Raw genomic sequence first — 14,302 nt, 5'->3', positions numbered from 1 at the left:
GGAAGATTTATTTTGTTTTTATTTTGAAAAGATTTGTGTGAGGGCCAAAGCATGCCGTTACAACCCGGGCTCTATCAGCATTACAAGGGGCCGCAGTACCGCGTTTTCAACGTGGCGCGGCACTCGGAAACCGAAGAAGAAGTGGTGTTCTACCAAGCCCTGTATGGCGATTACGGCTTTTGGGTGCGTCCCTTGAGCATGTTCCTGGAGTCCGTCGAGGTTGACGGCGAGCAGGTGCCACGCTTTGCTTTGGTGCAGGCCGAAGCCAGTCTTTTTTCAAAGGCATAAGCGCAGGTCGCGCAGTACCCTGCGCTTGACCTCACCTTGTTGCCACTATATATAGCGGTGCCGCGTCAGGCGCCAACCGCCTTTCTCTTCTCGAATTCAGGAATTTTCTGATCCATGGGCAAATCGCTGGTCATTGTGGAATCCCCGGCTAAGGCCAAGACCATCAACAAGTACTTGGGTAACCAATACGTGGTGAAGTCGAGTATCGGCCATATCCGAGACCTGCCCACCAGCGGTTCGGCGAGCGCCGCCAAGGAGCCTGCCAAGCGTGGCAAGGCCGCTGCAGGCGAAGCTCCGGCCTTGTCGCCTAAAGAAAAGGCGCGCAAGCAGCTGGTCTCGCGCATGGGTGTCGATCCGGAACACGGCTGGAAAGCCAAGTACGAGATCCTTCCTGGCAAGGAAAAGGTCATCGAAGAGCTGCGCCGGCTCGCCAAGGATGCTGACACCATCTATCTCGCAACCGACTTGGACCGCGAAGGGGAGGCTATTGCCTGGCACCTGCGGGAAGCCATCGGTGGTGACGACAGCCGCTACAAGCGCGTGGTGTTCAACGAAATTACCAAGAAGGCGATTCAGGAAGCCTTTTCCAAGCCGGGCGAGCTGGACATCGATCGTGTCAACGCCCAGCAGGCGCGGCGTTTCCTCGACCGTGTCGTGGGCTACATGGTGTCGCCGCTGCTGTGGGCCAAGATCGCTCGTGGCCTGTCCGCCGGTCGCGTGCAGTCGGTAGCCGTGAAGCTGGTGGTGGAGCGTGAGCGCGAGATTCGTGCGTTCAACCCGGAAGAGTACTGGGAAGTCCATGCCGACCTCGGTACAGCCAAGGGCGCCAAGGTGCGTTTTGATGTGGCCCGTGAAAACGGCGAGGCCTTCAAGCCGCTCAATGAAGCCCAGGCCATGGCCGCGCTGGAGAAGCTCAAGGCTTCCAGCTACAGCATCGTCAAGCGTGAAGACAAGCCGACCAGTAGCAAGCCTTCGGCGCCGTTCATCACCTCCACCCTGCAGCAGGCCGCGAGCAACCGCCTGGGCTTCGGGGTGAAGAAAACCATGATGATGGCCCAGCGTCTGTATGAAGCGGGCTACATCACGTATATGCGTACCGACTCGACCAACCTTTCGGCCGATGCCGTGGCGATGGCGCGTACTTATATTGAAGGTGAGTTCGGCAAAAAATACCTGCCGGAAACCCCGAACGTCTACAGCAGCAAGGAAGGCGCACAAGAGGCTCACGAAGCGATTCGTCCTTCCGATGCCAACACCGAACCAAGCAAGCTGTCGGGCATGGAACGTGACGCTGAGCGGCTCTACGAGCTGATCTGGCGCCAATTCCTGGCTTGCCAGATGCTGCCGGCGCAATACCTCTCGACCACCGTCAGCGTCGCCGCTGGAGACTTCGAGCTGCGGGCCAAGGGCCGCATCCTGAAGTTCGACGGTTACACCCGCGTCATGCCGCAAATCAGCAAGCCGGGCGATGACGATGTATTGCCGGACATGGCTCAGGGCGATGTGCTCAAGCTGATCAAGCTCGATCCGAGCCAGCACTTCACCAAGCCGCCGGCGCGCTACTCCGAAGCCAGCCTGGTCAAGGAAATGGAAAAACGCGGTATCGGTCGTCCTTCGACCTACGCGGCGATCATTTCGACGATTCAGGACCGCGGCTACGTGGCGCTGCATAACCGTCGTTTCTATTCGGAAAAAATGGGCGACATCGTTACCGAGCGTCTTTCAGAAAGCTTCTCCAACCTTATGGACTACGGCTTTACCGCCGGCATGGAAGAGAACCTCGATGACGTGGCGCAGGGCGAGCGCGACTGGAAAAGCGTGCTGGACGAGTTCTACGGCGACTTCAAGAAGAAACTCGAAGTAGCCGAAAGCGCTGAAAGCGGCATGCGTGCCAATCAGCCAGTGATGACCGATATTCCGTGCCTGACCTGCGGCCGGCCGATGCAGATCCGCACTGCCTCTACTGGTGTGTTCCTCGGTTGCTCGGGCTACAGCCTGCCGCCGAAAGAGCGTTGCAAGGCCACCGTGAACCTGGTACCGGGTGATGAAATTGCCGCGGATGACGAGGGTGAATCCGAATCCCTGGTACTGCGCGGCAAGCACCGTTGCCCGATCTGCAGCACCGCGATGGACGCCTACCTGCTGGATGAGAAGCGCAAGCTGCACATCTGCGGTAACAACCCGGATTGCGCCGGTTACGAGATCGAGGAAGGCAGCTACCGGATCAAGGGTTATGAAGGCCCGAGCCTGGAATGCGACAAGTGCGGCAGCGAGATGCAACTCAAGACCGGCCGTTTCGGCAAGTTCTTCGGTTGCACCAACCCGACCTGCAAAAACACCCGCAAGCTGCTGAAAAGCGGTGACGCGGCGCCGCCGAAGATGGACCCGGTGAAGATGCCTGAGCTGAAATGCGAAAAGGTCAACGACACCTACATCCTGCGTGACGGCGCTTCGGGACTGTTCCTGGCTGCCAGCCAGTTCCCGAAAAACCGCGAAACCCGTGCGCCGCTGGTGATCGAGATCCTGCCGCACAAGGACGAGATCGATCCGAAGTACCATTTCCTCTGTGATGCACCGCAGAAGGATCCGGACGGTCGTCCAGCGGTGATCCGTTACAGTCGCAAGACCAAGGAGCAGTACGTGCAGACCGAGGTGGACGGCAAGCCTACCGGCTGGAAAGCGTTCTACGACGGCGGCAAATGGAAGGTCGAAGACAAGCGTTGATAGGGTGATGCCCGGGTTCATTTCCGGGTGCTGAAGACAGGCCGCGTGCGCTCTCAAGGGCTACGCGGCCTTTCTTTTGGCTTGCGGTTGGCGGGAATGATCCACGACACTGTGCGACCAGCTCGCTGTTTTCTTTCCGTTGTGGAGGCTGCCGTCATGGCCCACGAACTCTATACCCGTACCAATCAGAAAATTTACTTCGCCGGCTTGTCCCTCGAAGCGTTGGCCAGAGCCGAGGAAGGGCGGGCGATGAACGCCCAGGCGCTGATACAGGCCGGTCGCGAGTCGGTGCTGTTTCACTTGTACGGTGCGTTGCTGGGGCTGTGTCATGAGATTGCGGGGTTCTATCGCTTGCCCCAGGCCAATGCAGCCCGTGCGGAATTGATTCTGACCCGTGAGGTGCTGGACAGCCTTGCGATCCCCGAACTCGCTGAGTTGGTCGAGTTGGCGCAAAACCGCGAAACCTGGCTGGCGAAGCTGCTGGCGGCTCATGCCGCGCTGTTCCAGCCGCCGCGCGCCCCGCACAAGCCCAAGGGCGACGTTACCCAGCCGTTGATTGTGGCTGTCAGCCTGGATGAAGAAGAGCCGGTGGATGAGTTGAGCCGGGACGAACTGGAAAGCTGGCGGCAGAACCTCAAGGCCCTGGCGATTCGCTTTCGCGATGGCTTGAACGAATGCTGAGGCCGAGCGCGGATTGATCCGCGCTCAGGGGTGAGATCAAGGATGAATCATGTTGTTTTTCTTGCGTGATCACGCGTTGAATCGACTGTTGCAAGACTGCCGGGTACGGGTCACTCGGGCCCAGTCCACGGCCGACCTGTTAGACGTGCTGGACAGGCTTGAAGTCTTCCCCGGTGAGCTGGAGTTTGATCACGCGCAGTCAATACTGCTGCTGGTAGTGGCCTTTGCTTCGCTGGTCGTTGCGCTGTTGATGGACGGCATGGGTGGCATGGTCTGGGTGGCCGTGGCGTGTTGTATTTTCAGCTACTACGTGAAGAAAGGCCTCTCTGGTTCGCTGACGGAGCTGTCGGCGAGTATCGCCTGCAAGTGTGCGCTGTTCAGCAATGGCTTGAGCGAACCGGACAGCAGTGCTGACTGGTGCCTGACGAAGCTCGACAGCCAGTTTGGTGATTACCGGCGCGGTAATGAGCGGCGTCATATTGTGGCCTCGGCCCAGGGTGTCTACCAAGGCACCCGCCATTCGCTGGCGTTCGAGTATCACCATCTGCTTTACGTAAACGCCGTCAGTGAGCGGGGCGCCAGCGGCTACAGGACGGCCTATAAAAGCTTCGATCGCTATAGCCTGGTGCTGGAGTTTCCCTGGTTGAAGGGGATTTCGGTCCAGTCCGACCCTCTGGAAATGCCCTTGGCGGGTCAGCGCTTCAAAACCGACTGCGACGAATTCGATCGCACTTTTCTGCTGCGAAGCAGTGATCAGGTCCGTTTCGAAAGCTTCGCCACGCCCGCGACCCTGAGCCTGCTGTTGGACTTATCACGGCTTTTGAACAAGGTGAATCTGGAGTTCTACAGTGAGGGCCGGCTCTGCCTGAGCTTTGATAATGCAGAAGTCTTTGCCCATGCCGATCCGGGGCCGCTCAGTGACCTGGCGGCGTTTCGCCAGCGGATGATCGAGGGCATCGCGTTGCCGGGGCTTAATCCGGCACTGGAGCGCATGCATCGGTTGGCGGAGTTGCACGACCATCCGCTTGATCATCTTTTGGCCGTCACCAAGAAAGTGGCGCTGTAACCTGCGCAGGCTTTGGCGTGGTTCCCTCACCTGAAAAACCCGAAAGAGCGACCGGCCATGGCTGGTACAATTCCGACCTTTCGTGGAAACCGGCCATCAGGCCTGCGCTATCTACAGAAAGTTCTGAATCCAGCAGATTGATCAAGGAAGAGTGATGCAGTTTCTGAAACATGATGCTGAGTTGGTCCGGCTCCTGGAGCGCAGTGACTCAGAGGTCGCACGCGCCAGGTCCAATGACGACCTGTTGCAAATCATCGATAACCTCAAGTCGTTCAAGGGGGGGCTGACGTTCGATCATGCTCTGCCTTTGGTGTTGCTGCTGCTGGCCATCGTTTCGGCGATACCGGCCATGGCGGGCGTGATCTGGATGTGGTTTGCCACCGGATGCCTGGGGTTTGCCAGCCTGTATACCTGGATGAGCCGCGCCAATGTCATTGATGATCTGCCGAAGAAAATAGCCCGCAAGTGCTCCTTTCTCAGTAACGGCCTGCGCGATCCGGGCGGTTCCGCCGATGAGCGTTTCCAGCGATTGAGCGAAGAGTTCGATGACTATGACCGCGGCAATGACAGCCGCCGCATTAAGGACTCGGCCAAAGGTGTCTATCAGGGGACGCTGCACCAGCTGTCCTTTGTTTTTCACCACCTGTATTACGTGAATTCCCGCGATAAAACCGACTCTGACGGCAAGACCGAGAGGATCTATACCGGTTTTGATCGCTACAGCCTGGTGGTGGATTTTCCCTGGGTCAAAGGTGTGAAGGCGCGCACCCATCCTTCGAATAAAAAAAGAACCAAGCTCAAGGGGTTCGACACTACGTCCGATGAATTCAATCGAGTGTTCAGTCTGAGCGGCGAGAGCGAGTTGGCTTGCGCGAAATTCGCGACGCCTACCACCATGGCGTTCTTGCTCAACCTTTCCCGACGGCTGACGAATGTGAATCTGGAATTTTCCGATCAAGGCCACCTGTGCCTGAGTTTCGATAATCCCGAGGTCATGGCCTACAAGGACCCTGGGACGCTAAAAGACCTGCCGGCCTTCTACGCCAATATCAAACAAGGACTGGAACTGCCGGGTCTGTTCCCAGTCCTGGCGTTGGTGCACGAGCTGGCAGAGTTGCATGACAATAATTTCGAGCCTGCCTTGAAAGCCACTGATGAAATGGAGCGGTAAGTATGGAATTGTTGTTGATCATCGCGGTTGCCGTGGGAGTCCTGGCCTATGTGCACTACAACAAGATCGTCAGTGCCTATAACCGCGTGCAGCGCGCCTGGTCGGATGTGCTGACCTATGAGCGGCAGAAGATCAAGGTGCTGGATGTGCTAGAGCCGCAGGTGGCTGGTTTTCAGGAGTACGAAAGTCAGTTGCTGGAGAAGATAGTCGGGCTGCGCACGGCCATCACCAGCTTGCCATCGGTAGCGGATGGCGATGCGCTGAAGTCGGTGGATCAGGGCACCAAGGCGCTGATGGGGGGATTGAACCTGGCGTTTGAGGCGTACCCGGATCTCAAGTCCGCGGGCTTGTTGAACAACTTGATGCGCGAGGTTGCCGAGCAGGAGAGCAATATCGGTGGCGCTATTACGCTGTTCAACCTGAGTGTGGAGAATTTCAATAACACCATTCAGTTGTTCCCTGGTTCCGTGGTCAATCAACTGACCCTGAAGAAGTCGCTGATCACTCCGTTCTCCGACAGCCAGGCCTCGGCAGGTTTTGAATACAAACCCAATTTCTGAAGGCCCTGGCATGCTGCGCTGTCGGCTCGGCTAGAGGTTTGATGTGTGGGGCCAGGGTGGAGGCTCTCGCGCCCCATACGCAAGATCCTGAGCGGGGCGGGGGCGATGACTGATATAATCGCGCCCTTTCGTGGAGAACAGACCTTTATGCCAACGTCCTTTCTAGAAATTGTCGAGTTGCCAGACGGCCGTATCGAGCTGCGCAGAGCTGAGGACGAGGGTTCTCTGGTTACTTTGGATTTCTCCGAGGATGCCAAAGCCTTTTTGCAAGGTCAGCACGTGGAAGTGGCAAAAGCCATGTTGAGCGTCGGCGTACAGATGGCTGGACGTCTGGTTGAAGGCGAAATCGAGAAGGAAGATGGGCCGCGGGTTCTTCACTGAGTCCGTTTGTCGGTTTTTCAGCGGTTATTCGTCGCTTTATATCGGCTTCTCAATCCTGGAGAAGCCCTGTGTCATTTGAACGACTACGGGTCGAGACCCCTCTCAACTAGCCCAGGCGGATATTCAGGCTCTGCGCATCACCCGTGCGCGCGGCGCTGATCAACTGCTGCTTGGCGTTGCTGCTCAGCGGGTTGAGCCAACTGACCACGGTATGGCTACGGCCCAGGCGCAGTGCCTCGCAGGTCAGTTGTTGAGCACTTTGCGAGCCCCTTGGCTGCAGCAGTAGGATCCGCTCGCGATTGAGCCCGGCATCTCGCAACCAGGCCTGGGTCAGGCTGGAGGGTGGAGCGATCAGGGTCAGCCAGCGTGCGTCCTGCTCTTCGCTCAGATCCCTCAGGATTGGGGCCAGCAAGCTCAGGCAGCTCCCCGCCGCACCGCGTAACGACAGTTCACTGAAAACTTCCGGATCGTTATTCCAGGGCGTCTCGACTACTTCGTTGAGCAGCGGTGCCAGGGGCTGCATCATGAATGCTTCGAACAGTGGCAGTTGTGTTTGCTGTGGTGCGTGTGGGAACTGCATAAAGCCTCCTTTAGCGGCGAATCACGCCGACACTCAAGCCTTCGATCACCAGTTCCTGATCTTTCAGGTTGACTTCGATGGGGGCAAACTCAGGGTTTTCGGCAATCAGGAAGACTTTGCTGCCTTCACGCTTGAAGCGTTTTACCGTGACCTCATCACCGATGCGCGCCACCACGATCTGGCCGTTACGGGCCTCGCGAGTGGTGTGAACGGCAAGCAGGTCACCGTCGAAAATGCCGATGTCTTTCATGCTCATGCCGTTGACGCGCAGCAGGTAGTCGGCACGGGGGTGAAAGAAGGTCGGGTTGATGTTGCAGGACTCTTCAATGTGCTGCTGGGCAAGAATCGGCGCGCCGGCCGCAACACGACCGATGATCGGTAGGGTGGAGTCGTCATTCTTGGCTTCGAAGCCGGGGATCCGGATGCCGCGAGAGGCGCCTGGGGTCATCTCGATCGCGCCCTTGCGGGCCAGGGCCTTGAGGTGTTCCTCGGCGGCGTTGGGCGATTTGAAGCCGAGCTCCTGGGCGATTTCCGCACGGGTTGGCGGATAGCCGTTGTCGTCAAGGCAGCGTTTGATAAAGGCCAGAATTTCAGCTTGGCGTGGCGTCAGTTTTATCATCTCGATCGCTCTGTCTTTTTATACAGTGACTGGGATTATATACAGTGAATCGTACTTGGCAATCCTCCTTTTTTCCGCTGCCGCCGGGCGGTCACCGTGGGGGTGGCGGGGCCTTGCCGGGCGAGGCTGGCTACAGCGGGCTGCAGGTGTGATTAAATAGCTGACTGGCCGGCCGCAAAACGGACCGGCAGGCTTGACAATACAAGGGCTGAAACGTATGTTTCAAACAAGTGTTTGTCAGGCGGAGTAGTCATGGCCCAGTCGGAAACCGTTGAACGCATTCTTGATGCTGCGGAACAGTTGTTCGCGGAGAAAGGTTTTGCCGAGACTTCATTGCGGCTGATCACCAGCAAGGCCGGGGTCAACCTGGCGGCGGTGAATTATCATTTCGGTTCAAAAAAGGCCCTGATCCAGGCAGTGTTTTCACGCTTCCTGGGGCCGTTCTGCGCGAGCCTCGATCGAGAGCTCGAACGTCGCCAGTCCAAGCCGGACAACAAGCCAAGCCTCGAAGAACTGCTGGAAATCCTCGTCGAGCAGGCGCTGGTGGTGCAACCACGCAGCGGTAACGACCTGTCGATCTTCATGCGTTTGCTGGGGCTGGCCTTCAGTCAGAGCCAGGGTCACTTGCGGCGTTATCTGGAAGATATGTACGGCAAGGTCTTTCGCCGCTACATGTTGCTGGTCAACGAAGCGGCTCCGCGTATTCCTCCCATCGAATTGTTCTGGCGCGTGCACTTCATGCTCGGTGCTGCGGCATTCAGCATGTCCGGGATCAAGGCGTTGCGGGCCATTGCCGAGACCGATTTCGGGGTCAATACCTCGATCGAGCAGGTGATGCGCCTGATGGTGCCGTTCCTCGCGGCCGGGATGCGCGCCGAAACCGGCGTCACCGATGACGCCATGGCCAGCGCACAGTTGAAGCCGCGCAGCAAATCGGCCCCGGCAGTCGCCAAGGCCTGATCGCACGGGTGGGCGCGGCAGCTTACATCCGCTAAGCTAGCCGCCCATGCCGACTCTGGTTTTACACCTCTTTTCACTCTCTTCGCCGACTGCGGTTTGCCGGGTTGTATTCGTGGCAAGCCGTTGCTGTGCCCGCGTCTTGCCGGCACGATGTTCGGCGCCGGGCATGCACCGGGTTACTAAGGATTTTCTATGAGCGCTGGCCTGCAAGGCTCCTTGATGGTGGACGTCGCCGGTACCTGGCTGACGGCCGAAGATCGCCAACTTCTGCGCCAGCCCGAAGTGGGCGGCCTGATCATTTTTGCCCGTAACATCGAACATCCACGCCAGGTGCGCGAGTTGAGCGCAGCCATTCGTGCCATTCGCCCCGACCTGTTGCTGGCTGTGGACCAGGAGGGCGGCCGTGTGCAGCGCCTGCGCCAGGGGTTCGTGCGGCTGCCGGCCATGCGCGCCATTGCCGACAACCCGAATGCCGAGTACCTGGCCGAGCAGTGTGGCTGGATCATGGCCACAGAAGTGCTGGCGGTCGGGCTGGACCTGAGTTTCGCCCCGGTGCTGGACCTCGACTATCAGCGCAGTGCGGTGGTCGGCAGCCGTTCCTTTGAGGGCGATCCAGAGCGTGCTGCGCTGCTGGCCGGCGCCTTTATCCGCGGGATGAACAGCGCGGGCATGGCGGCTACCGGCAAGCATTTCCCCGGGCACGGTTGGGCCGAGGCGGATTCCCATGTGGCAATACCCAATGACGAGCGCAGCCTCGACGAGATTCGCGCCAAGGACCTGGTTCCCTTCGCCCGCCTGAGCAGGCAGCTCGCCGCAGTCATGCCGGCCCACGTGATCTATCCACAGGTAGACCCCCAGCCCGCCGGCTTCTCCCGGCGCTGGTTGCAGGACATCCTGCGCGGCGAATTGCAGTTCGATGGCGTGATCTTCAGCGACGACCTGTCGATGGCAGGCGCCCACGTGGTCGGCGATGCGGCGAGCCGGATCGAGGCGGCGCTGTCGGCCGGGTGTGACATGGGGCTGGTGTGCAACGACCGTGCTGCCGCCGAGCTGGCCCTCAGTGCTGCCCAGCGGCTCAAGGTCAAGCCCTCGGCCCGGATTGTGCGGATGCGCGGGCAGGCCGTTGCCAGCACCGAATATCGCCAGAACCCGCGCTGGCTGACTGCGCTTGGCGCGCTCAAAGATGCCCAACTGATCGATTAAGGACTTTTCACAATGACGGTTTACGCGATTATCGGTGGTACCGGCCTGACTCAGCTCGAAGGCTTGAGCATTCGCCAGTCGTTGCCGCTGGACACGCCCTATGGCGCGCCTTCGGCCGAGATCCAGATCGGCGAGTATGCCGGCCGTGAAGTGCTGTTCCTGGCGCGCCACGGTCACCCGCACCGCTTGCCGCCGCATCAGGTGAACTACCGGGCCAACCTCTGGGCCTTGAAGCAGGCCGGGGCCGAAGCGATCCTGGCGGTCAACGCGGTGGGTGGCATTCATTCGGCAATGGGTACCGGGCACTTCTGTGTGCCGCACCAACTGATCGACTACACCAGCGGGCGCCAACACACCTACTTTGCGGATGATCTGGAGCAGGTCACCCATATCGACTTCAGCTACCCCTACAGTGAGCCGCTGCGCCAGCAGTTGATTGCCGCGTTGGCCGCTGAAGGCGCCGCCTACAGCAGCCATGGCGTGTATGCCTGCACCCAGGGCCCGCGCCTGGAGACCGTGGCCGAGATCGCGCGCCTGGAGCGTGATGGCTGCGACATCGTTGGCATGACCGGCATGCCTGAAGCGGCGTTGGCCCGTGAGCTGGAGCTGGATTACGCCTGTCTGGCGCTGGTGGTCAACCCGGCGGCTGGCAAGTCCACCGCGGTGATTACCATGGCCGAGATCGAGCAGGCGCTGCATGACGGCATGGGCAAGGTGAAATCAACCTTGGCCCGGGTGTTGGCGGCCAACGCTTAAGCTGCGACGAAGAGCCTGCGTGCCTCAGGGGGGCGCAGGCTGTTTCAGCGGCCGGTCTTTTTGTCTGGCAGGGGCGCGAACAGTGCCTCGATATCTTCGCTCTGCAGTTTCCAGTCCCCGGCCTTGCGCCCATCCAGCACGCCCGCCGCCAGGTCGGACTTTTCCTTTTGCAGGTGCTGGATTTTCTCCTCCACCGTGCCCCGGGCAATCATCTTGTAGACGAATACCGGCTTCTCCTGGCCGATGCGGTAGGCGCGGTCGGTGGCCTGGTTTTCAGTGGCCGGGTTCCACCACGGGTCGTAGTGGATCACGGTGTCGGCTTCGGTCAGGTTCAGGCCGACCCCGCCGGCTTTCAGGCTGATCAGGAAAATCTGCAGTTTGCCGCTCTGGAAGTCCCTGACCGGTGTCCGCCGATCGCGGGTTTGCCCGGTCAGCAGGGCGTAGGCGATGTTGCGGCGTTTCAGTTCGGCCTCGATCAGGGTCAGCATCGAGGTGAACTGGGAGAACAGCAGAATTCGCCGACCTTCCTCGAACAGCTCTTCCAGCATTTCCATCAAGCTGTCGAGCTTGCCCGAGGTACTGCCCCTTGGTGGTGGCGTGTCATTCACCAGGCGCAGGTCGCAGCAGACCTGGCGCAGCTTGAGCAGGGCTTCAAGGATGATGATCTGGCTGCGGGCCACGCCCTTGCGGGTGATTTCGTCGCGGACCTTCTTGTCCATGGCCAGGCGCATGGTTTCGTACACATCGCGCTGGGCTTCATTGAGGTCGACCCAGTGAATGATCTCGGTCTTGGGCGGCAGTTCGGTGGCGACCTGCTCCTTGGTGCGGCGCAGGAGGAAGGGTTTGATCCGGCCGTTCAGGTGTTGCAGGCGCACTTCGCTGGCGTGTTTCTCGATCGGGACTCGGTAGTCGCGGTTGAAGCTTTTGACGTCGCCGAGCCAGCCGGGCAGCAGGAAGTGGAACAGCGACCACAGTTCCCCCAGGTGGTTTTCCAGGGGCGTGCCGGACAGGCACAGGCGTTGCCGGGCGTTCAGCGCGCGGGCGGCCTGGGCGGCTTTGCTCGACGGGTTCTTGATGTACTGCGCCTCATCGAGCACCAGCACATGCAGCGCCACGGCGCTAAGCTGATCGATGTCCTTGGGCAGCAGGGCGTAGGTGGTCAGGAGCAGGTCGTAGTCGGCCAGTTGCTCGAAATGCTTTTTACGCCCCGCGCCATACAGCGCCAGGACTTTGAGCTGCGGCGTGAAATGCGCCGCCTCATCCAGCCAGTTGGGGATCAGGCTGGTGGGCATCACCACCATGCACGGGCGATCCAGGCGCCCGGCGTTTTTCTCACTCAGGACATGGGCCAGGGTCTGCAGGGTTTTGCCCAGGCCCATGTCATCGGCGAGGATGCCGCCCACTTCCAGTTGCCGCAGCGACTGCATCCAGTTCAGGCCTTCCAGCTGATAGGGCCGCAGCGTGGCATTCAGGCCCTCGGGGGCCGGGGCTGAATAGTCGCGGATATCCCGCAGGCGCTGGGCAAAGGTGCGGATGTGATCACCGCCCTCCCACAGCAGGGGCAGTTCTTCCAGCGGATTGAGGCGGATCGCATCGGCGCTGTTCAGGCGCAGGGCGGTTTCACCCGGCTCTTGCAGGTAAAACTCGCCCAGGGTCGCCAGCACCGGTTTCAAGCGGCCATAGGGCAGCGCCACCTGCAGCGCGCCGTGGGGTGAGTTGGGGCGATTGGGGATGTTCACCAGAACCAGCTCGTCGTCGCGGCGTTTGGCCAGGCGTTCCGGGTTGAGCAGTTCGGTGTGGGAGCGCATCAGGTTAAGCAGGATCGGCAGCAGGCTCAGGCGTTCGCCGTTGACGATAATCCCCAGCTCCAGGTCGAACCAGTCGCGACCGGGTGCCTCTTCAACAGTGGCGTACCAGTCATCGACGGTGGTCAGGTCGAAGCCGAAATCTTCGTCGATCTGCAGTTCCCAGCCCTGACTGCGCAACTTCGGCAGCTCATTGAGGGTGAAGGTCAGCCAGGCGCTGTCATTGACCATCTCGAACAGTTCGCCGGCGCTTTCCGGCAGGGCCTTGCTTTGCCGAGTGGCGATCTTGAAGCCCAGGCCGCGCAGTGTTTCCCGATGACGTTGCTCGACCTCGGGCTGGCGCTTGATGCGCAGGACCTGATGTTCCTGGCGGATCAGGATGTCAGCGTTTTTCTGCCCGCTGACGTACTCGTCCAGGTAACTGAAGGAGAGGGCGGCGCGGTGCTGAATATAGCGCTGCATCTTGCCGTTGCGCGGCTCGAAGGCGCTGAACTCGACACTCGCCAGCCACAGGCGCGGCACCGGCTGCACGTTGTCCAGCAGCTGCTGCGGCAGGGCGGCGGGGCTGCGATTGTCGAGCACCGCCTGCAGCTTCTCCAGCAGTTCGGCGTCCTTGGCGGCTGCGGGGTAGGCCAGGGTTTCCTGGACCTGCAGCAGCACCGCCGCCAGGTGTTTGCAGTGGTTGTGCACCGGGCAACTGCAGCTGGATTCGCCCAGCAGCAGGGTGCCCTTGGCCGACTCGCGCAAGTGGATGGTCTGGCGGTAAACGTTGCCGCCGGAGCCTTCACAGCTGGCAGTGATGGTGCTGTCGCCGGCCTGGACAATCCTTACGCGGTTTTCCAGGGCGTAGCGTCGGCCACGCTCCAGGGCTTGTTCCTTGAAACGGCTGACCCACGAAGGCGCCAGGGGTTTGGTCAGGGTCGAGGGCATGGGGACTTGATTCAGTCCGGTATTTCAGCAGGCGCTTGGCGTGGCGCAGGTGCGGAGAGTGAGGTGATCTTGATCAGCAGCGCCAGGTGGCCATTGTCGAGGTAGTTGAGCTGCCCGTTTCGGGTGTGGCTTTGCTGCTTCAGGCGTTCGCTGGCGGTGACCAGGCCGTTGCCATCGATCTGGTTGACCCAGAAGTCGGCATCGACATCGGTAAAGCGCCCGAGCTTCAGGCCCAGGGTGCCTTCGATCGGGAACTGGCCGAACTGTTCCTGGCCGTCGCTGACGGCCACCTTGACCGGGTTCTCGCCCAGTTGCTGTTGCCAGGCCTTGTGCATCAGCACGCTGTAGTCGCTGCTGGCGGCGAGTTTCTCCACGATACCGCCCAGGGCCGGGGTGCGTTGGCTGTCCGCTGACAGGCGCTGCGCCCCGGCGGCCCAGTCCTCGGGCGCTGCCCGGCTGATGATGGCCGGCTCGGCGTTCTGCCGGACCAGGATCATTTCCACCTGGTACAGGTCGTCGGCCAGGACGGCAGGAGTGACCAGGACCAGAAGCAGGGTCAGCGAGCGAAACAGGCGCAT

At 60.3% G+C, this 14,302-nt stretch carries 14 protein-coding genes; 10 read left to right on the top strand and 4 right to left on the bottom strand.

All coding sequences use genetic code 11. From position 1 onward, the window contains the following. The first annotated feature begins 51 nt into the window (after positions 1–51). The 7 genes from AC19YX_RS07065 to AC19YX_RS07035 all read left to right on the top strand — a co-directional run bounded on the left by AC19YX_RS07065 (position 52) and on the right by AC19YX_RS07035 (position 6,871). Positions 52–288 carry a DUF1653 domain-containing protein gene (locus tag AC19YX_RS07065; protein WP_078471206.1) on the top strand — a complete coding sequence of 79 codons (237 nt, stop codon included), beginning with the start codon at positions 52–54 and terminating at the stop codon, positions 286–288. Positions 289–402: 114 nt separating this feature from the next. Then, positions 403–3,012 (top strand): type I DNA topoisomerase, encoded by a 2,610-nt coding sequence (topA, locus tag AC19YX_RS07060; RefSeq protein WP_078471207.1) that lies wholly within the window; start codon positions 403–405, stop codon positions 3,010–3,012. Positions 3,013–3,168: 156 nt separating this feature from the next. Then, the gene (locus AC19YX_RS07055) at positions 3,169–3,693 is read left to right on the top strand and encodes a DUF6586 family protein (RefSeq protein WP_500605977.1); all 525 of its coding nucleotides are present in this window, start codon (positions 3,169–3,171) and stop codon (positions 3,691–3,693) included. Positions 3,694–3,742: 49 nt separating this feature from the next. Continuing rightward, on the top strand, positions 3,743–4,759 hold the full coding sequence (locus AC19YX_RS07050; RefSeq protein ID WP_500605976.1) for a hypothetical protein: 1,017 nt from the start codon (positions 3,743–3,745) through the stop codon (positions 4,757–4,759). 154 nt (positions 4,760–4,913) lie between these two features. After that, entirely contained in the window at positions 4,914–5,930 is a 1,017-nt protein-coding gene (locus AC19YX_RS07045) for a hypothetical protein (protein WP_500605975.1), read from the top strand. Positions 5,931–5,932: 2 nt separating this feature from the next. Then, on the top strand, positions 5,933–6,490 hold the full coding sequence (locus tag AC19YX_RS07040; protein ID WP_500605974.1) for a LemA family protein: 558 nt from the start codon (positions 5,933–5,935) through the stop codon (positions 6,488–6,490). A 147-nt stretch (positions 6,491–6,637) separates the two neighbouring features. Next, positions 6,638–6,871, top strand: coding sequence for a hypothetical protein (locus AC19YX_RS07035; protein WP_078471281.1), 234 nt, complete (start codon positions 6,638–6,640; stop codon positions 6,869–6,871). Between the two features lie 106 nt (positions 6,872–6,977). Here AC19YX_RS07035 and sulA read toward each other — a convergent pair whose 3' ends face one another. Together sulA and lexA are read right to left on the bottom strand one after the other, a co-directional pair. Next, on the bottom strand, positions 6,978–7,451 hold the full coding sequence (gene sulA, locus AC19YX_RS07030; RefSeq protein ID WP_201130231.1) for an SOS-induced cell division inhibitor SulA: 474 nt from the start codon (positions 7,449–7,451) through the stop codon (positions 6,978–6,980). A 10-nt stretch (positions 7,452–7,461) separates the two neighbouring features. Then, on the bottom strand, positions 7,462–8,070 hold the full coding sequence (lexA, locus tag AC19YX_RS07025) for a transcriptional repressor LexA (protein WP_078471213.1): 609 nt from the start codon (positions 8,068–8,070) through the stop codon (positions 7,462–7,464). A gap of 252 nt (positions 8,071–8,322) precedes the next feature. Here lexA and AC19YX_RS07020 point away from each other — a divergent pair, with 252 nt between their 5' ends. The 3 genes from AC19YX_RS07020 (at position 8,323) to AC19YX_RS07010 (ending at position 10,989) form a co-directional block, all read left to right on the top strand. After that, positions 8,323–9,030: a TetR/AcrR family transcriptional regulator gene (locus AC19YX_RS07020; protein WP_078471214.1), complete on the top strand. Its 708-nt coding sequence runs from the start codon at positions 8,323–8,325 to the stop codon at positions 9,028–9,030. A 204-nt stretch (positions 9,031–9,234) separates the two neighbouring features. Next, a complete protein-coding gene (gene nagZ / locus AC19YX_RS07015) occupies positions 9,235–10,233 on the top strand; it encodes a beta-N-acetylhexosaminidase (protein ID WP_500606139.1) in 999 nt (332 codons plus the stop codon). Positions 10,234–10,245: 12 nt separating this feature from the next. Further along, positions 10,246–10,989 (top strand): S-methyl-5'-thioinosine phosphorylase, encoded by a 744-nt coding sequence (locus tag AC19YX_RS07010; RefSeq protein WP_078471216.1) that lies wholly within the window; start codon positions 10,246–10,248, stop codon positions 10,987–10,989. 44 nt (positions 10,990–11,033) lie between these two features. On the opposite strand, the gene AC19YX_RS07005 is transcribed toward AC19YX_RS07010, so the two are convergent. Together AC19YX_RS07005 and AC19YX_RS07000 are read right to left on the bottom strand one after the other, a co-directional pair. After that, positions 11,034–13,724, bottom strand: a complete 2,691-nt coding sequence (locus AC19YX_RS07005; protein ID WP_500605973.1) for a DEAD/DEAH box helicase — start codon at positions 13,722–13,724, stop codon at positions 11,034–11,036. Positions 13,725–13,735: 11 nt separating this feature from the next. Continuing rightward, positions 13,736–14,302 carry a CsiV family protein gene (locus AC19YX_RS07000; protein WP_201130233.1) on the bottom strand — a complete coding sequence of 189 codons (567 nt, stop codon included), beginning with the start codon at positions 14,300–14,302 and terminating at the stop codon, positions 13,736–13,738.

The organism is Pseudomonas sp. MF09150, assembly GCF_059862355.1.
This window is presented reverse-complemented; position numbering and strand designations above follow the sequence as displayed.